General features: G+C 59.1%; 18 protein-coding genes and 1 riboswitch. Of the genes, 13 read left to right on the top strand and 5 right to left on the bottom strand.

Features of this window, described 5'->3' with window-relative positions; translation table 11 throughout:
- Nucleotides 1-147: 147 nt before the first annotated feature.
- Nucleotides 148-1764, top strand: a complete 1617-nt coding sequence (gene purH / locus EYD00_RS12200) for a bifunctional phosphoribosylaminoimidazolecarboxamide formyltransferase/IMP cyclohydrolase (RefSeq protein ID WP_004444216.1) — start codon at nt 148-150, stop codon at nt 1762-1764.
- An 84-nt stretch (nt 1765-1848) separates the two neighbouring features.
- Here the strand turns inward: purH and EYD00_RS12195 are convergent, their stop codons facing one another.
- Nucleotides 1849-3381, bottom strand: coding sequence for a UxaA family hydrolase (locus tag EYD00_RS12195; RefSeq protein WP_004444214.1), 1533 nt, complete (start codon nt 3379-3381; stop codon nt 1849-1851).
- Nucleotides 3382-3423: 42 nt separating this feature from the next.
- Nucleotides 3424-4116 carry a FadR/GntR family transcriptional regulator gene (locus EYD00_RS12190; protein WP_004444212.1) on the bottom strand — a complete coding sequence of 231 codons (693 nt, stop codon included), beginning with the start codon at nt 4114-4116 and terminating at the stop codon, nt 3424-3426.
- A gap of 254 nt (nt 4117-4370) precedes the next feature.
- Here EYD00_RS12190 and EYD00_RS12185 point away from each other — a divergent pair, with 254 nt between their 5' ends.
- The 9 genes from EYD00_RS12185 (at nt 4371) to EYD00_RS12145 (ending at nt 13688) form a co-directional block, all read left to right on the top strand.
- Nucleotides 4371-5936 carry a sugar ABC transporter ATP-binding protein gene (locus EYD00_RS12185; protein ID WP_004444209.1) on the top strand — a complete coding sequence of 522 codons (1566 nt, stop codon included), beginning with the start codon at nt 4371-4373 and terminating at the stop codon, nt 5934-5936.
- An 8-nt stretch (nt 5937-5944) separates the two neighbouring features.
- Complete coding sequence (locus tag EYD00_RS12180; protein WP_004444206.1) at nt 5945-6967, top strand: ABC transporter permease; 1023 nt, start codon at nt 5945-5947, stop codon at nt 6965-6967.
- A 75-nt stretch (nt 6968-7042) separates the two neighbouring features.
- The gene (locus EYD00_RS12175) at nt 7043-7984 is read left to right on the top strand and encodes an ABC transporter substrate-binding protein (protein ID WP_004444202.1); all 942 of its coding nucleotides are present in this window, start codon (nt 7043-7045) and stop codon (nt 7982-7984) included.
- Nucleotides 7985-8050: 66 nt separating this feature from the next.
- Entirely contained in the window at nt 8051-9064 is a 1014-nt protein-coding gene (locus EYD00_RS12170; protein ID WP_004444199.1) for an aldo/keto reductase, read from the top strand.
- 4 nt (nt 9065-9068) lie between these two features.
- Entirely contained in the window at nt 9069-9890 is an 822-nt protein-coding gene (locus EYD00_RS12165) for an amidohydrolase family protein (protein WP_004444194.1), read from the top strand.
- A 3-nt stretch (nt 9891-9893) separates the two neighbouring features.
- Nucleotides 9894-10904 carry a zinc-binding alcohol dehydrogenase family protein gene (locus tag EYD00_RS12160; protein ID WP_004444192.1) on the top strand — a complete coding sequence of 337 codons (1011 nt, stop codon included), beginning with the start codon at nt 9894-9896 and terminating at the stop codon, nt 10902-10904.
- Nucleotides 10901-12034: a mannitol dehydrogenase family protein gene (locus tag EYD00_RS12155; RefSeq protein WP_004444190.1), complete on the top strand. Its 1134-nt coding sequence runs from the start codon at nt 10901-10903 to the stop codon at nt 12032-12034. Before EYD00_RS12160 ends, EYD00_RS12155 begins: the two co-directional genes overlap by 4 nt.
- An 11-nt stretch (nt 12035-12045) precedes the next feature.
- Nucleotides 12046-12375: an L-rhamnose mutarotase gene (locus EYD00_RS12150; RefSeq protein ID WP_034500010.1), complete on the top strand. Its 330-nt coding sequence runs from the start codon at nt 12046-12048 to the stop codon at nt 12373-12375.
- Between the two features lie 35 nt (nt 12376-12410).
- On the top strand, nt 12411-13688 hold the full coding sequence (locus EYD00_RS12145; protein ID WP_004444186.1) for an L-fuconate dehydratase: 1278 nt from the start codon (nt 12411-12413) through the stop codon (nt 13686-13688).
- Here the strand turns inward: EYD00_RS12145 and cobD are convergent.
- Nucleotides 13670-14716: a threonine-phosphate decarboxylase CobD gene (gene cobD / locus EYD00_RS12140; protein WP_034500013.1), complete on the bottom strand. Its 1047-nt coding sequence runs from the start codon at nt 14714-14716 to the stop codon at nt 13670-13672. The two genes, EYD00_RS12145 and cobD, sit on opposite strands and share 19 nt — an antisense overlap.
- On the opposite strand from cobD, the gene cbiB reads away from it, so the two are divergent.
- Entirely contained in the window at nt 14715-15680 is a 966-nt protein-coding gene (gene cbiB, locus EYD00_RS12135) for an adenosylcobinamide-phosphate synthase CbiB (protein WP_034500015.1), read from the top strand. The two genes, cobD and cbiB, sit on opposite strands and share 2 nt — an antisense overlap.
- On the opposite strand, the gene EYD00_RS12130 is transcribed toward cbiB, so the two are convergent.
- Nucleotides 15667-17124, bottom strand: coding sequence for a cobyric acid synthase (locus tag EYD00_RS12130; protein ID WP_004444181.1), 1458 nt, complete (start codon nt 17122-17124; stop codon nt 15667-15669). The genes cbiB and EYD00_RS12130 overlap by 14 nt on opposite strands.
- A 1-nt stretch (nt 17125) precedes the next feature.
- Nucleotides 17126-17743 (bottom strand): cob(I)yrinic acid a,c-diamide adenosyltransferase, encoded by a 618-nt coding sequence (cobO, locus tag EYD00_RS12125; RefSeq protein WP_004444179.1) that lies wholly within the window; start codon nt 17741-17743, stop codon nt 17126-17128.
- Between the two features lie 132 nt (nt 17744-17875).
- Nucleotides 17876-18092, top strand: a riboswitch (cobalamin riboswitch).
- A gap of 118 nt (nt 18093-18210) precedes the next feature.
- Between cobO and EYD00_RS12120 the strand changes: the two genes are divergently transcribed.
- Nucleotides 18211-18636 carry a DUF1636 family protein gene (locus tag EYD00_RS12120; RefSeq protein ID WP_004444176.1) on the top strand — a complete coding sequence of 142 codons (426 nt, stop codon included), beginning with the start codon at nt 18211-18213 and terminating at the stop codon, nt 18634-18636.
- The gene (gene cobW, locus EYD00_RS12115; RefSeq protein ID WP_004444173.1) at nt 18633-19670 is read left to right on the top strand and encodes a cobalamin biosynthesis protein CobW; all 1038 of its coding nucleotides are present in this window, start codon (nt 18633-18635) and stop codon (nt 19668-19670) included. The genes EYD00_RS12120 and cobW overlap by 4 nt, the downstream gene beginning before the upstream one ends.

The raw sequence follows: 19670 nt of genomic DNA, 5'->3' as shown, positions 1-19670 counted from the left end.
CCTTTCCCCCTGGATTCGGCAAAAATACCCTAGTTTTTATCCTTCGACGTCCCCGCTGTTTATTCTTGCGGTAAGCTGTGTTAACGCGGCGGCAATCGCTGGAAAACCCGTTCCAGCCTGTCCTCCCCGTTTAACGGAGTATATTCGATGGCCGTCGTATCCAAAAAAATTCCCGCTCCCGACAAGGTCAAAATTCGCACGGCGCTGCTCTCCGTGTCCGACAAGACCGACATTATCGAGCTGGCGACAGTTCTGTCCAAACTCGGCGTCAAGCTGCTCTCGACGGGCGGAACGGCAAAGGCTATTGCCGATGCCGGTCTGCCGGTGACGGATGTCTCCGAGGTCACCAATTTTCCCGAGATCATGGATGGCCGCGTCAAGACCCTGCATCCCAACGTGCATGGTGGGCTTCTGGCAATCCGGGATGATGCCGAACATGTGGATGCGATGAAGGCTCACGGTATTGAGGCCATCGATCTTTCTGTCATCAATCTTTATCCGTTCGAGGACGTTCGCGCCAAGGGCGGCGATTATCCGACCACGGTGGAAAACATTGATATTGGTGGTCCGGCCATGATCCGGGCATCGGCGAAGAATCATGCCTATGTGACCGTGGTGACCGATCCGTCCGATTATCCTGATCTGGTTGAAGCCCTGCAGGCCGATGACGGACAGACAAGCTATGCGCTGCGCCAGCGCTTCGCCGCCAAGGCCTATGCCCGCACGGCTGCTTATGACGCAATGATTTCCAACTGGTTTGCCGAGGCGCTCGCTATCGAAACCCCTGACTACCGCGCCATTGGCGGCGTGCTGAAGGAAAAGATGCGTTATGGCGAAAACCCGCACCAGAGCGCCGGTTTTTATCTGACCGGAGAAAAGCGGCCTGGCGTGGCAACAGCGACGCTTCTTCAGGGCAAGCAACTGTCCTACAATAATATCAACGACACCGACGCCGCCTACGAACTGGTTGCGGAGTTCCTGCCGGAAAATGCGCCGGCCGTTGCAATCATCAAGCACGCCAATCCCTGTGGCGTCGCGACCGGTCCGACGCTTGCAGAAGCCTACCGGCGAGCGCTGGCATGCGATTCCGTCTCGGCCTTCGGCGGCGTCATCGCTCTCAACCGCACGCTTGATGCGGAAACGGCGGAAGAGATCGTCAAGCTTTTCACTGAAGTCATCATCGCACCTGATGTTACAGAAGAAGCAAAATCGATCATTGCCCGCAAACCTAACCTGCGACTTCTGGCAGCCGGCAGCCTGCCTGACCCGCGCGCGGCCGGCATTACCGCAAAGACGGTTTCGGGCGGCCTTCTGGTCCAAAGTCGCGATAATGGCATGGTCGAAGATCTGGATCTCAAGGTCGTCACCAAGCGCGCGCCGACGGCGCAGGAACTTGAAGACATGAAGTTTGCCTTCAAGATCGCCAAGCACGTGAAATCCAACGCCGTCATCTACGCCAAGGACGGCCAGACAGCGGGTATCGGCGCCGGCCAGATGAGCCGTGTCGACTCAGCCCGTATCGCGGCTCAGAAGGCCGAAGATGCCGCCAGGGCTCTCGGTCTGGCTGAACCGCTGACCCGTGGCTCTGCCGTCGCCTCGGAAGCCTTTTATCCCTTTGCCGATGGCCTGCTTGCGGCGATTGCCGCTGGCGCGACTGCCGTTATTCAGCCCGGCGGTTCCATGCGCGATCAGGAAGTGATCGACGCTGCCAATGAGCACGATGTTGCGATGGTCTTTACTGGCATGCGTCACTTCCGCCATTAAGCGCAATATGATCAGAAATGAACAAGGCCCGAAGAATCGCTCTTCGGGCCTTTTTTGTTTCACGTGGGACAGTGGCGTGAGGGCTCAGGTCACTGCGCCGACCTGCCAGGGCACGAATTCATTATCGCCATAGTCGTAGATCTCGCTGACAGTCTTGTTGCCGGAGGCCACCGCTATGATGTGTTCGAAAATTCTTTCGCCGGATTGTTCGATTGTTTCGTTCCCGGTAACGATCTCGCCGCAGTTCAAATCCATATCTTCCTTCATGTGTTCATACATTTCGGAATTTGTGGCGATCTTGATGCATGGTGCAGGCTTGAAGCCGGAAACCGAGCCGCGGCCGGTGGTGAAACAGATGACGTTACAGCCGCCAGCAACCTGCCCTGTCACGGCGACAGGGTCGTAACCGGGTGTGTCCATGAAGACGAAACCCTGCTCCGTTACTGTCTCCGCAAATTCGTACACCGCCTTCAACGGCATGGATCCGCCCTTAGCGACCGCGCCCAGCGATTTCTCCAGAATGGTTGTCAGGCCGCCAAGCTTGTTGCCGTGAGAGGGGTTGTTGTTGAGTTCATCGCCGTTACGAGCCGTGTAATCCCGCCACCAGTCGATACGCTGCAAAAGCTTTTCGGCGACGGCAGGGGTGATGGCGCGCTTGGTCAAAAGATGTTCGGCGCCGTAAATCTCCGGCGTTTCGGAGAGAACTGTGGTGCCGCCATTGCGGACGATGAGGTCGGAGGCATATCCGAGGGCCGGGTTGGCGGAAATGCCGGAGTATCCGTCGGAACCGCCGCATTCCAGCGCCACTTTCAGCTTTGAAAGAGGCTGTTCCGTACGGCGTGCGGCATTGACCATCGGCAGCATGGCCTTAATCTCGGCAATTGCCGCGTCGATCGTTTTGCGGGTGCCGCCATGCTGCTGGATTGTCATGGTGCGCAGCCGGTCGCCCTCCTCCATTTTGTAATGTTCGAGGATAGGCGCGATCTGGTTGGTCTCACAGCCCAAGCCGATCAACAGGATGCCACCAAAATTGGGATGGCGGGCATAGCCCTGAATGGTGCGGATCAGCAGACGGTAGCCTTCCGATTTTGTATTCAGCGCGCAGCCGCCGCCGTGGGTCAGCGCCACGACGCCATCGACGTTGTCGAAACCATCAAGGCCGCCCTGCTTGTTGAAATAATCGGCGATATAGCGCGACACCGTGGCGGAACAGTTCACAGAAGCGATGACGCCGATATAGTTTCTCGTTCCGACACCGCCGAGGCCACGGTCATATCCCATGAAGGTACGGCGCTCGGCTTCCGGCACCATGCCCTTCTCCTCAATGTCGACGCTGAACTGATGCGCGTGTTCGGAAGGCACCATGGCAAGATTGTGCAGGTGCACGTGCCGGCCAGGTTCGATGTCCTGGGTGGCGATGCCAATCACCTGCCCGTATTTCAGCACCTCATCTCCGGATCTGATGAATTTAAGGGCCACCTTGTGCCCGCGCCCAATCAACTCCAGCGCCGCCAGATCGCCCCTGCCCGTCGCGCCGCCCGCCGGGATGGACCGACGCGCCACCGCAACGTTGTCGTTGGCGTTCAGCAAAATGGTTGCCTCGGAATTCTCACTCACGGATGTTCCTCCTCCCGGTATATTGTCTGCTATGTTCCTGGGTCAGTTTTCGACCCAGCGTCTCTTAGAACCTTCCAGATGGGTATGCATGGCGGCCTGCGCCAACAGCGGGTCTTTCAGTTCAAGCGCGGCGAGAATGGCCTCGTGTTCCTGAAGAGCATGGGTCCAGGTATCGCGGTCTTCAAACTTCACGCGGAGCTGGGCCGAAATGGGGCTATGGCGCTCATCGAAAAGGTTGGCCACCATTCGGGCTAAAACGCTGTTACCGGATTGCTCGGCTATTGTGACGTGAAACAGCCGGTCCTGATCCAGCGGCTTGCGACCGGCCTCTATTTCCCTCTGCATGGTATTGAGTATCTGGCGCAGGGTCGCGATCGCTTCATCGGTCATCCGGCTTGCCGCCAGCACGATGGTGGCACCCTCCAATGCGGCGCGCGCCTGCATCAGTTCGGAGGGGCTGTCGCCAAGCGATTTGGTATGGTGGGTCGTCTGCAGCGCTTCCGCCGAAACATAGACGCCGGAACCCATACGAATTTCCACTGTGTTGTCGATTTCAAGCGCAATCAGAGCCTCGCGCAACGAAGGCCTCGATACACCGAGCTTCTGAGCCAGTTCCCGCTCAGCGGGAAGCCGCGTACCGGGCAGGAATTCACCCAGATCGATGAGTTCGCGTATCTGGTCCGCAATCTGCTGATAAAGCCTGCGCGGCTCCGCTATTTTGGCCTGACCACTCATGAGTTTTACGACAAGTCCTGTCCGAAGTTCATATTTGGCCTTACCGTAGCGCCAAGCGTATCAATACGCAAGAAATTACTTAAATACTTGAAATTACATGTTTTTTACCGAAGCAGTTTAGATATGAAATTTTCGCTATGAGTCCGGATTCGCAAATTGTCAGCTAATTGGCTTGACCATTTTAAAAAACCGGCCTAACCATTTGACCTGTTCATGACCCCGGTGGAGCGGGGATACGGGTGGGAGGTTTCCAGATGTCGCAGGGCGCATCGACAATTCGGGGCGAGTACTCGCCTGAGGAGATGGCGCGCGCGGAGCGTTCGGCCCTTCTGCGTCTCGAAAATATCAGCAAGGAATTCCCGGGCGTCAAAGCCTTGTCGAATGTGCATTTCGATCTGCGCAGCGGCGAGGTGCATGCTGTCTGTGGTGAGAACGGGGCGGGAAAATCGACGCTGATGAAAATCATCAGCGGTGTGTACCAGCCAAGTGATGGCACCATCCTGCACAAGGGCGTGAAGGTGCAATACGCCTCCCCGCTCGAGTCCGAAGCTGCCGGCATCGCCATCATCCACCAGGAACTCAATCTCGTTCCGCATCTTTCTGTCGCCGAAAACATCTATCTTGCGCGCGAACCGCGTCGCGGTTTCCTGGTTGACCGCAAGAAGCTACGCCTCGATGCCAAGCGCTGTCTCGACCGGCTGGGTGTCGATATCGATCCGGATCAGATCGTGCGCGGCCTCTCCGTCGCCCAATGCCAGATGGTGGAAATCGCCAAGGCGCTCTCTCTTGATGCTGAAGTGCTCATCATGGATGAGCCGACTTCTTCTCTGACTGAGCAGGAAACCCGCCTTCTCTTCAAGGTCATCAGAGACCTCAAGGCTTCCGGTGTCGGTATCGTCTATATTTCTCACCGTCTCGACGAAATGGCCGAGATCGTCGATCGTGTGACGGTCTTGCGCGACGGACGTTATATTTCGACCGACGACTTCGCCTCCATCACCGTTGATGACATCGTCACGCGTATGGTCGGGCGTCCGCTGGAGGATAAATTTCCCGAGCGCACGTCGCGCCCGACGGACGATATCATCTTCTCCGTCGATGGGCTGACCCGCAACGGCGTGTTCAGCGATGTCAGTTTTTCGCTTCGGCGCGGCGAAATCCTGGGTTTTGCCGGCCTTATGGGCGCAGGTCGAACGGAAGTCGCGCGGGCGATTTTTGGGGCGGACCCGCTCGATGCCGGCAAGATCACCTTCAATGGGCGCGAGCTTTCGATCAGCTCACCGCAGGATGCGATTGAAGAAGGCATCGCCTATCTCTCGGAAGACCGGAAAAGCGACGGCCTCGCCATCAAGATGTCGGTAGCGGCCAATACGACGCTCGCCAATCTCGGCGAACTTTCCAACCGTTTTGGGCTGATCGACTTCAGGAAACACGACGAGGTCACCAAGCGATACGTCGACCTCTTGAATATCCGCACGCCTTCCATCGAGCAGACGGTGCGCCTGCTATCGGGGGGGAATCAGCAAAAGATCATCATCGGCAAGTGGTTGTTCCGCCAATCCCGTATCCTGTTCTTCGATGAGCCTACACGTGGCATCGATGTCGGTGCGAAATTCGCGATCTACAAGATCATGGATGAGCTGGCCGCTCAGGGCATCGGTGTCATTCTCATCAGTTCGGAACTGCCGGAAATTCTGGGGCTGACGGACCGCATCGCGGTTTTCCACCAGGGCCGGATCACGGGCGTGCTCGAAACCGCCAAGACCAATCAGGAAGAAATCATGCGGTATGCGTCCGGTTACGGCCGGGCCGCGCAGTGAGGAACGACATGGCCAATATTGCAGAACCCAAAAAGGGCTTCGCTGTCAGCGATCGCCAGAAGGACATCATCCAGAAATTTGCCGCGCTCGGCAGCCTGTTCGCCCTTGTCGCGGTGTTCTCCGCCACCAGCAGCGCCTTTTTTACCGTCAATAACGGCATGACGATCGCGTTGCAGGTCACGTCCATCGCTCTGCTCGGCATTGGCGCCACCTGTGTCATCATCACCGGCGGCATCGACCTTTCCGTCGGTTCGGTGCTGGCTCTTGCAGGGGTCGTTGCCGCTCTTGCGGTGAAGGAACTCGGCATGCCGGTGCCGGTCGGCATGTTGCTCGGCATTCTGACGGGTTCGCTCTGCGGGCTGATCAACGGGCTGCTGGTCACGCGCTTCAAGCTGCCGCCCTTCATCGCCACGCTCGGCATGATGCTGATTGCCCGCGGTGTGGCATTGCAGATCACCGGTGCGCGCGCCGTGTCCGGCCTTGGCGAATCCTTCGGCGAACTTGGCAACGGCGCCCTTTTCCGCATCGTCAATATCGGTGATGACGGCTTTCCGAATGTCGTATTTCCAGGCATTCCCTACCCTGTCATCCTGATGGTGGTGATTGCGCTTGCGGTGTCCTTCATGCTCAACCGCTCGATCCTCGGCCGCCACATCTATGCCGTGGGTTCCAATGCAGACGCCGCACGTCTTTCCGGCGTCAACGTCGCCCGCGTCACCAACTTCACATACATCCTCTCCGGTACGCTTGCCGGGTTGACGGGCTGCGTTTTGATGTCGCGCCTCGTTACCGCCCAGCCTAACGAAGGTGTGATGTATGAGCTGGATGCCATTGCCAGCGCGGTTATCGGCGGCACATCGCTGATCGGCGGCGTGGGCACGATTTCAGGCACGGCCATCGGCGCCTTCGTCATCGGCATCCTGCGCAACGGTCTTAATATGAATGGCGTCTCTGCCTTCACGCAACAGATCATCATCGGCCTCGTCATTCTGGTCACCGTCTGGATAGACCAGTTGCGCAACCGCCGCTGATCAAAGGGCTGCGGACCCTTTCCGCAAAAAAGATCGGCAGGGGAGGCCCGGTATGCCGACATCACGGAGGAAGAAATGAAAAAAATTGCGACTGCCCTTCTGACATCCGCAATCGCGCTGTGGAGCGTTTCCACCGTGCAGGCCGGTGAAATCGCCGTCATCGTCAAGACCGTCAATTCGACTTTCTGGCAGAACGTCCAGAAGGGCGCCGATGCGGCCATGAAGAATTCTTCAGGCAACACCATGACCTTCCAGGGTCCGGCTGCGGAATCGGCCATTGCCGACCAGGTTAACATGGTTGAGAACGCCATCAACCGTAAGGTCGCCGGCATCGTGCTTGCACCTTCCGATCCGGACGCGCTGGTGCCTGCTGTCAAGAAGGCCTGGGAAGCCCGTATCCCCGTCGTTCTCATCGACTCGCAGCTCGCCAAGGGCTCTGAGCAATATTACCAGTCGTTCCTCGCGACCGATAACAAGAAAGCCGGCGAACTGGCAGCGCAGGCGTTGATCGACAAGGTGGGCAAGGAAGGCAAGATCGCCGTCATGTCCTATGTCGCCGGGGCTGGTTCTGAAATCGGCCGTGTCGGCGGTTTCACCGATTACATCCAGATGAACTCAAACCTGAAGATCGTCGGCCCGTTCTACTCGCAGTCGCAGATGGCGACCGCGCTGAACCAGACGACCGACGTTCTGGCCGCCAATTCGGACCTGAAGGGCATTTTCGGCGCCAATGAGCCGACGGCCATCGGCGTTGGCCGTGCGCTCGCCCAGTCAGGCAAGGCCGGCAAGGTCGTCGCCATCGGCTTCGACGGCAACCAGGATCTGCAGAACTTCGTGAAGGACGGCACGCTCGCCGGAATCGTGGTTCAGGGCTCCTATCAGATGGGTGAAAAGGGCGTCGAAACCGTCACCAAGCTCATCAACAAGGAAAAGGTCGAGAAGTTCGTCGACACCGGCGTCGTTGTTGTCACCAAGGACAATATCGAAAAGCCGGAAGCAAAGAACGTTCTTTACTGATCAAGCGATGACGCGCCGCTTCACCGGCGGCGCGTCTTTCCAAAGGCAAGCTGGAAAGTCTCCGCGATGAAAGTCTCCGATACACGTAAATTGCCGCGCCGCGCCGTCGACGTTACCGTCATGGGTCTCGGTTGCGCCCAGATGGGCAATCTCTACCGCGTTACGCCCTATGAAGAGTCCAAGGGTGCGTTTGACAAGGCATGGGAAAGCGGCATGCGTTATTTCGATACCGCGCCGTTTTATGGATATACGCGGTCGGAGCGTCGCCTGGGGACCATGGTGACGGAGCATGACCGGAGCGAATATTCGCTGAGCACCAAGGTCGGTCGCGTCATGGTTCCCGATGAGACCGTCGGCCCCAAAGAGGATGCCTATATTGCGCCGCTACCCTTCCGCCCGTTCTATGATTATTCCTATGATGGCATTCTACGCTCTTTCGAGGCCAGCCAGCAGAGGCTCGGCGTTCTGAAGCCGGATATTCTTTATGTGCACGATATCGGCTCCTACACACATGGCGAAAAGCACCAGCATTACTGGGAGCAGCTGACCGCTGGCGGCGGCTTCCGGGCGCTTGGCAAGCTGCGTGAGGAAGGTTCAACTGGCGCTATCGGCCTTGGCGTCAACGAGTGGGAAATTGTCAACGACGCCATGGATGTCTTTGACATCGACGTCGCCATGCTTGCCGGCCGCTATACGCTGCTGGAGCAGCAGAGCCTTGCTTTCATGAACCGCTGCGCCGAAAGCGGTGTCGGCATCGTTGTCGCCGGTGCTTTCAATTCCGGCATTCTCGCGGGCAACCGCAAATTCAATTATGCCGATGCGCCTGCCGATATCCTTACGCGGGTTGATGCGCTGCAGGGTGTCTGCGAAGAAGTCGGTGTGTCGCTGCAGGCGGCTGCATTGCAATTTCCGCTGGCCCATCCGGCTTCGGTCACCGTCGTCTCGGGCGCGCGGAATGCGCAGCAGCTCGCTTCCAATATCGAATGGTTCGAACAATCTATTCCGGATGAGTTCTGGGCGGAACTGCACAGACGCGGTCTGATCGCCGAAGGTGCGCCGGTGCCGGGCGGAAAGGCCTGAGGCAATGCTTATCGACGCCCACCAGCATTTCTGGTTAATGAAGGACCGTGCCGGCCAGTGGCCGCCGCCGTCGCTCGCCGCCATCTACCGGGATTTTCTTCCAGCGGATCTATCGCCATTGCTGGCCGCGGCCGGAATTTCCGGCACCGTGCTGGTTCAGACGATGGAGACGGCTGCTGATACGGATTTCATGCTGGCGCTGGCGGAAGAAACAGATTTCATCAAAGGTGTGGTCGGCTGGGTGGACATGAAGTCTCCCGATGCTGCAACGGAAATCGCCCGCCGGGCAAAACATCGGGCGTTCAAAGCCGTGCGCCCGATGCTGCAGGGCATGGAAGACGTGGCATGGATCGATGATCCGCTGCTCGATCCCGCCGTGGCGGCGTTGGTGAACCACGGCCTGGCGTTCGATGCGCTGGTCCTGCCGCCCAATCTGCCGCATCTCCTCGCGTTTGCCCGGCGTCACCCGCAATTGCCTGTTGTCATCGACCATGGTGCCAAGCCGCTGATTGCGACCGGCCACTACAGCGCCTGGCGCAAGGATATGGGCGCTTTGGCGGCTCTTCCCAATGTCCATTGCAAGCTCTCCGGCCTCCTGACCGAGCGCGGCGATCAGCGACCGGAAGCAGTGCGGCCCTATGCCGAAACCATTCTGGAGCTGTTCGGCGCAGACCGGGTGATTTTCGGCAGCGACTGGCCGGTTTTGCGACTGGCGGGCGATTATCAGGAATGGCTGGACTTCTGTCGCGATATCGTGCCGGCAGCGGACCATGCGGCAGTCTTCGGCGGTAACGCCATTCGTTTTTACTCCCTTTCCCACAGGTGATCCATGCTGGCGATTTTCTGCGACACTCCCGGTCAACTCAGCGCCAAGGATCTGCCTAAACCTGTGCGTGGCGAAGGTGAGGTGCTGGTGCGCGTCCGTCGCATCGGGGTTTGCGGTACGGATCTCCACATCTTCACCGGCAATCAGCCCTACCTCTCTTATCCGCGGATCATGGGCCATGAGCTCTCCGGTACGGTTGAAGAGGCGCCGCAGGGCAGCCATCTGTCCGTCGGCGACGTTGTTACCATCATTCCGTATATTTCTTGCGGAAAATGTAGCGCCTGCCTTAAGGTCAAGAGCAATTGCTGCCGCAATATCGGCGTGCTCGGCGTTCATCGTGACGGCGGAATGGTGGAATATCTGAACGTGCCGCAGCAATTCGTGTTGAAGGCTGAAGGGCTGAGCCTCGACCAGGCGGCGATGACCGAATTTCTGGCTATCGGCGCGCATGCGGTGCGCCGTGGCAACGTCGAAAAAGGACAGAAGGTTCTGATCGTCGGCGCCGGACCGATCGGCATGGCGGTAGCGGTTTTCGCGGTTCTCGATGGCGGCGAAGTCACGATGATCGATGGCCGTACCGACCGGCTGGATTTTTGCAAGGAGCATCTCGGCGTCGCCCATACAGTGTCGCTTGGGGACGGCGACAAAGATCGTCTTTCCGAGATTACCAACGGTGATTTCTTCGATGCGGTCTTCGATGCGACCGGTAATCCTAAAGCCATGGAGCGCGGCTTTTCCTTCGTCGGCCATGGCGGTTCGTATGTGCTTGTTTCCATCGTCGCGAGCGATATCAGCTTCAACGATCCGGAGTTCCACAAACGTGAAACGACGCTGCTCGGCAGCCGCAATGCGACGCCGGAGGATTTCGAACGCGTGTTGCAGGCATTGCGGGAAGGGAAAGTACCTGAGGCGCTGATTACGCACCGTATGGCGCTTGCCGACGTTCCATCGCAGTTCGCAGGGCTGACAGATCCGAAAGCCGGAGTCATCAAAGGCATGGTGGAGGTCGCATGACGCCCGAGACGCCCATCCTGCAATTCGGTACCAGCCGCTTTCTTCTTGCGCATGCGGACCTCTTTGTCTCGCAAGCACTGGACAAGGACGAGGCTATTGGTCGCATCGCGATTGTCCAGACAACCGGCAATGCGGAAAGCCTGAAGCGTGTCGCGGCGCTAAATAGTGGCGCGCCCTACCCCGTGCGCATTCGCGGCATCCGTGACGGGCGGAACGTGGATGAGGAAATTGAGGGCAAGGCTGTCGCGCGGGCCCTGACCTCGGCAACCGAATGGGAGGAAGTACGCCGCCTCGCCTGCGAAGCTGCTGTCATCTTGTCCAATACCGGAGACCGCGGTTATGAGCTTGATTCTGCGGATGGCGCAGATCTCACGGAGGATTTTACGGCCGTCCCGAGGAGTTTTCCGGCGAAACTCTGCATTTTGCTGCTCGAACGTTTTCAGCGCAATCCGGAAGCGCCCGTGTCCATCTTTCCTTGTGAACTCGTGCCGCGTAATGGCGAAAAGCTGAAAGAGGTCATTCGCCGGCTTGCCGATGAATGGCAATTGCCGGCGGGTTTTGCCTTTTACCTGAACGAAAAGTGCCGTTTCGCCAATAGCCTGGTCGATCGCATCGTTTCCGAGCCTATCGATCCGGTAGGTGCAGTGGCGGAGCCTTACGCGCTCTGGGCGATCGAAAAGCAGGACGGGCTTGTTCTGCCCTGCACTCACCCTGCCGTGGTGCTGACGGACGATCTCGATCACTATGAAAAGCTGAAGCTTTTCCTGCTCAATCTCGGCCATTCCTATCTGGCGGAACGCTGGCTGCAGGATGCGCGGGCGAAGGACGAGACGGTGCGCCAGGCAATGGACGACAGTGCACTCGTCGCGGATCTGGAAACGTTATGGCGCGACGAGGTTCTGCCGGTCTTTATTGCTGAAGGCATGGGAAATGATGCGCAGGCCTATATCGGCGTGCTGCGGGAGCGTTTACGCAATCCCTTCCTTGCCCATCGACTGGCCGATATCGCCGGTAATCACGATGAGAAGAAGCGCCGACGCTTTGCTCCGGTCATTGCCGCAGCGGACCGGCTGGGATTGAGCCTGCCGCAATCAAAGCTGCGCGCGGCGCTTGCCACCATCAGAAAGTAACGGAGTTTTTCATGCAGCGTATGGGAATGGTGATAGGCGTCAAGCCGGAGATGATCGCGGAGTATAAAAGGCTGCATGCCGCCGTCTGGCCGGAAATTCTGGCGCTGATCAGCGATTGCAATATCCGTAACTACACGATTTTCCTGCGGGAGCCGGAAAACCTGCTGTTTGGCTATTGGGAGTATCATGGCACCGGTTTCAGCGCCGATATGGCGAAGATGGCGGCAAGCCCCAAGAACCAAGAATGGTGGTCTTTTACCATTCCCTGCCAGAAACCGCTCGAAACCCGCAGGGACGGCGAGTGGTGGGCTATGATGGAAGAGACCTTCCACCACGACTGAACGATTCCATAGGCACTGACCGCGAGTAAACGGCCATGACAAAAATTACTGATCTGCGTGTTTTCGACCTGCGTTTCCCCACATCCCAGAGCCTGGACGGCTCCGATGCGATGAACCCCGACCCGGATTATTCGGCGGCTTATGTCATTCTCGACACGGATGAGCCGGGTCTTAAAGGCCACGGGCTGACCTTCACCATCGGCCGGGGCAACGATATTTGCTGCATGGCCATCGAAGCGATGCGTCACCTCGTCGTCGGCACCGATCTTGCCACGGTCACTGAGAACCCGGGCAAATATTGGCGGCATCTGACCAGCGACAGCCAGCTGCGCTGGATCGGCCCCGACAAGGGTGCAATGCATCTCGCCACCGGCGCCGTTGTCAACGCGGTGTGGGATTTGCTGGCCAAGAAAGCCGGCAAGCCGGTGTGGCAGCTGGTGGCTGATATGAGCGCAGAAGAAATCGCCGATATCGTTGATTACCGTTATCTCACTGACGTGCTGACCCGGGACGAGGCGCTCGCAATTCTCAAGAAAGCCGAAAGCGGCAAAAAGGAACGCATCGAGACGCTGAAGAGCGAAGGTTACGCCTGCTATACGACCTCTGCAGGCTGGCTCGGTTATGACGACGACAAGCTGCGCCGTCTTTGCCAGGAAGCCATCGATGCCGGTTTCAACCATGTGAAGATGAAGGTTGGACGTGATCTGGAGGATGACATTCGCCGTCTCGCCATTGCCCGCGAAGTGATCGGCCCCGACCGTTATCTGATGATCGATGCCAATCAGGTGTGGGAAGTGGACCAGGCAATCGAGTGGGTGAATAAGCTCGCCTTTTCCAAGCCCTTCTTCATCGAAGAACCGACCAGCCCGGATGATGTCGCCGGCCATCGCAAGATTCGCGCAGCCATTGGTTCCGTGAAGGTGGCGACGGGCGAAATGTGCCAGAACCGCATCATGTTCAAGCAGTTCATCGCTGAAGGCGCGATCGATGTGGTGCAGATCGACAGCTGCCGTATGGGTGGCCTCAACGAAGTGCTGGCGGTGCTGCTGATTGCCGCCAAATACAATCTGCCGGTCTGGCCGCATGCCGGCGGCGTCGGGCTTTGCGAATATGTGCAGCACCTGTCGATGATCGACTATCTGGTGGTTTCAGGCACCAAGGAAGGTCGCGTCATCGAATATGTGGATCACCTACACGAGCATTTCATCGAGCCCTGCGATATCAGAAACGCCGCTTATATGCCGCCGAAACTGCCGGGTTTCTCCATCGAAATGAAGCCGGAGTCGATTGAAACCTACACTTTCGAGGGATGATCGAAAGAGAGCAGCGCCGCTTGAAGGCGCTGCCACTCAGCGTCGTTACCCGGAAGGCCGAAACGGATGTCGTGCGGCCTTTCATCGAAAATGCGCACGAGTATTCCGAGACGGCCGAGATGATCGAACAGGGCCTTGGAACGCTCGTCCCGCACCAGTGTGAACAGAGGCGTGCCGCCAACCCCGTTCAGCCCCGCTTTTTCCAAAAGGCAATTCATGCGCCGTGCTTCATCCGCGAGACGCAGCCGCATCGCAGATTGCCACGTTCCATCCGCCAGGGCTTCCGTTGCAATGTGCAGCGCCGGGCCGGAAACCGCCCATGGGCCGAGCCTCGCCTCCAACCCCGCAGCGATATCAGGGTGCGCAATTGCAAAACCAAGCCGGATTCCCGCCAGGCCATAAAATTTGCCGAAGGAACGAAGGACGACCAGAGCGTGCCGATCAACGCTATCCGCAAGGCTCTCGGCGCCTCCGGTTTCGATGAAGGCTTCATCCACCACCAGCAGGCCGCCGTTTCGATGTATTGAATCGGCGAGCCGCAAAAGAGTTTCGCGATCGATGATCCGTCCGTCGGGGTTGTTGGGATTGACCACCACCACGTAGTCGTGAGCGATCAGGTCGCTGACATGCTCCACTTCCCTCATGGTCAGCCCGGCCATGCGTGCGGTGCGGGCATGTTCCGCGTAGGCAGGTGACAGCACCGCGCCGCTCTTGGCGCCCCGGACAAGTGCGGTTTGAGCCAGCAGCGGCATGAGCATCTGGGTGCCGGGCGATAGCGTGACATGTCGGGCGGAGGGTGCGCCGAAATGGAGTGCGGCCAGCCGTTTCAGATAGTCGGCCGTCTCGGGCTCCGGCAGGCGAGCGAATGCGCTGGCGGGAATGGCAGAATACGGATAGGGATGCGGGTTGATTCCGGTCGAAAGGTCGATCCACGGTTCAGACGCGTCTGGAAACATCAGGCGCGCTCTGCCGAGATTGCCGCCGTGGCGGATCGCAGCCTGTGCCATTTCTGATATTGTCTCGCCCATGTTCCTCGCTCTCGCTTTCCTGTCGCTCGTGATCGAACGCCTGACCGGTTATCCGGACTGGCTGTTCAAACATATCGGCCATCCTGTCACCTGGGTCGGTTCGCTTATCGCGCTGCTGGACCAAAAATGGAACCGGGACAGCGCGTCATTTTCACGGCGCAAGGCCGCGGGTGTTGTGGCGCTGGTTGTTTTTGTCGGGCTGACGGTGATCCTTGCATGGTTTGCGCAATCTGTTCTGCTTTTCCTGCCCTTCGGACTTCTGGTGGTCGCCATCCTCGGTGCTTCGCTTCCGGCGCAGAAAAGTCTGGAACAGCATGTGGAGGCGGTTGCGACTGCGCTGGAGCGTGAAGGAGTTGAGGGTGGCCGCAAGGCTGTCTCGATGATCGTCGGCCGCGACCCGCAAAAGCTGGATGAGGCGGCGATCTGCCGGGCGGCGATCGAAAGTCTCGCCGAGAACTTTTCCGATGGCATCGTCGCCCCTGCCGTCTGGATGGGGCTTCTGGGCCTGCCAGGTGGCGCGGCTTATAAGGCGGTCAATACGGCCGACAGCATGATCGGTCATCGTTCGCCTCGCCATGAAGCGTTCGGCTGGGCTTCGGCCCGGCTTGACGATCTCATCAATCTGCCCGCTTCGAGATTGAGCGGCAGCCTGTTTGTCGTCGCCGCATTTTTTGTCGAGGGCGCGTCGCCAAAAGCGGCCATTGCCGCGATCCGTCGCGATGCGCACCACCACCGCTCTCCCAATGCAGGCTGGCCGGAGGCGGCGCTGGCCGGCGCGCTGGGTTTTGCGCTTGCCGGACCGCGTTCTTACGGCGGACAGATGATCGAAGCGCGTTTCATGGGGGACGGCGGAAGGTCTGCGCTGGTCGCCGGCGATATTCGCACGGCGTTGCGGCTGGCTCGGATTGCGGACCTGTTGCTGATCGGCCTATTCGGGCTTCTGGCGATCCTTATCGCGCTATAGCCAGCAGCCCGTCGAGATCGAGGTGCTGTTCCATATGCGCAGCCAGACGGTCGAGAACCGCATCCACCTGCGCATCATAGTTCAGGTCGGTGCCGCACCCGCCGAGACGCTCCAACCATGCGCCGCGCTGGCTATCATGAGCAAAGAGGCCGTGAATATAGGTGCCGAAGACACGGCCGTCGGGTGAGATGCTTCCATCGTAATGCCCGTCGATCGTCGAAAACACCAGATTGCCTGCTGCTCCCGTGGTCTCCCCGACATGCATTTCGTAGCCGGATAAACCAACACCATCAAAGCTCACGCCTTGAACGGAAACGAGTCGCTTGTCACCCGTCAAAACCGTCTCGACATCAAGCAGGCCGAGCCCGTCCACAGTCGCAGGTGATCCCTCGATACCGTCAGGATCCGCAACGGTTTTTCCGAGCATCTGGTAGCCACCGCAAAGGCCGAGAACGTAGCCGCCGCGGCGCACATGCGCCTTTATGTCGATGTCCAGACCCGCATCTTTCAGCACGGCGAGATCGGCAATGGTGGATTTTGAACCGCACAGCAAAACCAGCCGGCAATCGGCGGGAATGGTCTCGCCCGGCCGCACGCGGATCAGTTCCACGTCCGGCTCCATGTCCAGAGGGTCGAGATCATCGAAATTGGAAATGTGCGGCAGGATCGGCACGGCGATGCGGATCTTTGCGCCGGGTTTTCGCTCAGCCGGGCCGGAAAGACCGAGCGCGTCCTCAGCCGGCAGTTTCGTGGCATCGGAGAAATGCGGCAGAAGGCCTATCGAGGCCCAGCCTGTCCTTTTCTGAATTATCCGCATGCCGTCCGAAAACAACGCGGGATCACCGCGAAATCGGTTGACGATGAAACCTTCGATCATCGCCGCATCGTCAGGTTCGAGGACGGCTTTGGTACCGACAAGGCTGGCGATGACGCCGCCGCGGTCAATATCGCCGATGAGGATCACAGGCGCGTCAGCAGCTCTCGCAAACCCCATATTGGCGATATCATTGGCACGCAGATTGATTTCGGATGCGCTGCCCGCCCCCTCCACCAGCACCAGATCGGCCTGTTGTTTCAGGCGGTTGAAGCTATCCAGCACGCGCGGCATCAACCCGGCTTTCAGGTGCTGGTAATCGGCTGCCCTGGCATTGCCGGCGATTTTGCCCTGAACCACCACCTGTGCCCCGGTCTCGCTCTGCGGTTTCAGAAGAACCGGATTCATGTGGACAGAGAGGGGTACGCCAGCGGCCCGCGCCTGCAGCGCCTGTGCTCGGCCGATCTCGCCGCCGTCGGCGGTAACGGCCGCATTATTCGACATGTTCTGTGGTTTGAACGGCATGACGGATAGGCCGCGCCTGACGAAGGCGCGGGCTAGACCGGCCACCATCAGCGATTTGCCGACATCCGAGCCGGTTCCCTGAAACATCAGAACCCGTGCGGCCATGTCAGAATTCTATCCCTGGCTGTGCTTTCACGCCCGCCTTGAAATGATGCTTTACCAGCGTCATCTCCGTCACCATGTCGGCGGCGTCGATCAGCGGTTGCTTGGCATTGCGGCCGGTGACGATGATGTGCAGATCGGGCCGGCGGCTGGCCAGCGTCGTCACGACCTCGTCAAGCGGCAGGTAATCATAACGCAATGCGATATTCAGTTCGTCGAGTATCAGCAGGCCGATCGTCTGGTCAGCCATCAGTGTCACGGCTTCTTCCCACGCCTTCGCGGCAGCGGCAACATCGCGCTTCAGATCCTGCGTATCCCAGGTGAAGCCTTCCCCCATGGTACGCCACACCACCTTGTCACCGAACAGAGCCAGCGCCTGCTGTTCGCCGGTCGACCATGCACCCTTGATGAATTGCACGACGCCGACCCTGCGCCCGATGCCGAGCATACGCAACGCAAGGCCGAAGGCGGCCGTGGACTTGCCCTTGCCGGGGCCGGTATTGATCATCAGCAGACCTTTTTCGATGGTCTTTGCCGCGACTTCGGCATCCTGCACCGTCTTGCGGTTGACCATTTTCTGCCGATGGCGCTCGGCTTCGTTGTCGCTGATGTCGCGTGTCATCGCATATTCCTTCTTCACTCCAGCAGCCGGGAACTTATCCCTGCCCTTCGGAGCGGCGACTATACCCAATTTGCCGCACCCGGCAATGCGCGAGCCACGGGGGGCGGCATTGACCCCAAAGCCCGTTCGGCCTAAGGGTAAGGAACTGACGGTCTTTCCCCGGCAACGGGAAAAGCTAAGAGGGAACACGGTTCCACCCTGAAACGGGTCATTCCGTGGCTGCCCCCGCAACTGTAAGCGGCAAGCCCGCACCGTAAAGCCACTGGACCAGAGAGACGGTTCGGGAAGGCGGTGTCCGGGCGCTCATCGAGCCGCAAGCCAGGAGACCTGCCGCTTCAGGAAAAACGTCTACCGGGCGGGGTGCTCCGGTCAGTCGATGACGTCGAACAGCCGGTCTGTGCCTGTGCGCATACCGTTTTCGATATCCGCACCCCGAAGAATTTGACTCGGCGCGAGAACGATACGGTTTGGATATTTCAGCGACATCTTCATTTGCTGGTGGAAACGCGCAGGATGAAACGGCGTCCGGTGTGGTCGTTTTCGTTTGCCGAAGCTGTCGCGACGAAGCTGATCCCAGTGCCGAGCCACGTGCCGGCTCACGTCTTGCCGAGGCCGTCACCGCAGAGGCGGAAGCGTCCGGCATCGCGGTCCGTTCCGTCAATTGTCTCGCCAACTGCAAACGTGGCCTCAGTGCCGTGCTGCGCAGCGCCAATGGCTGGTCCTATGTGTTTGGCGGGCTGACACCCGACGATGCAGGGGACCTGCTGACCGGCGCGCGGCTTCTTTCTGCGTCTTCAGATGGCCTGATGCCCTGGCGCGGCCGCCCCGAACCATTAAAGCGCGGCATGGTGGCGCGCATTCCCCCATTCGATTTTACCGAGGAGAGATCATGAACAACCATCTGGACCGCGTTCCCTGCACCATCGTCACCGGTTTTCTGGGGGCGGGAAAAACGACGCTGTTGCGTGGTCTTCTGGAAAAGCTGGACGGCAAGCGGCTCGCAATCATCGTCAATGAATTCGGCGATATCGGTATCGACGGCGAAATCCTGAAAGGCTGCGGCATTGAAAGCTGCCCCGAAGAAAACATCGTCGAACTGGCCAACGGCTGTATCTGCTGCACGGTGGCTGACGATTTCCAGCCCGCGATCGAACAAATTCTCAGCCGCCAGCCGAAGGTGGAGCATATCCTGATCGAGACCTCTGGTCTTGCCCTGCCTAAGCCGCTGGTCCAGGCTTTCCAATGGCCGGCCATCAAGAGCCGCGTGACCGTGGACGCCGTCGTGGCCGTGGTGGATGGCGCCGCCCTTGCTGAAGGAAAGGTCGCGCACGACATGGAGGCGCTCGCTGCTCAGCGGGCCAATGACGAGGCGCTTGATCACGATGATCCGGTTGAGGAAGTTTTCGAGGACCAGGTCGCCTGCGCCGATCTCATCGTTCTCACCAAGGCCGATCTCCTTGATGAAGCCGGCCTCGACAAGGCGAGGGCGCATGTGCTCGAACATCTGCCGAAGGCGGCGAAGATCGTTGTGGCCTCCAATGGCGCCATCGACCCCGCCGTGCTGATCGGTCTTGGTCTTGCCGTTGAAGAGGATATCGAAAACCGCCGCACCCACCATGACGGTGAACTGGACCATGAGCACGACGATTTCGACAGCTTCGTCATCGACCTGCCGGCCGTAGCCGATCCGGAAGCACTGGCGGCGCGCATTGCCGAAACGGCTGCGGCTGAAAACGTCCTGCGCATCAAGGGCTTTGTCGAAGTTTCCGCCAAGCCCATGCGTCTGCAGGTGCAGGCGGTCGGAAGCCGGGTCAATCATTATTACGACCGCCCCTGGGCAGCGGGCGAGCAGCGCCGCAGCCGACTGGTCATTATCGGCGAAAAGGGCATCAATCGCGAAAAGATCGAACAGATGCTGGCCGCCTGA

Origin of the sequence: Agrobacterium sp. 33MFTa1.1 (genome assembly GCF_004328495.1) — a bacterium.
GTDB classification, from domain to species: Bacteria; Pseudomonadota; Alphaproteobacteria; order Rhizobiales; family Rhizobiaceae; genus Agrobacterium; species Agrobacterium pusense.
The sequence above is the reverse complement of the archived record's forward strand: the minus strand, read 5'-3'. Positions and strand labels throughout refer to the sequence as shown.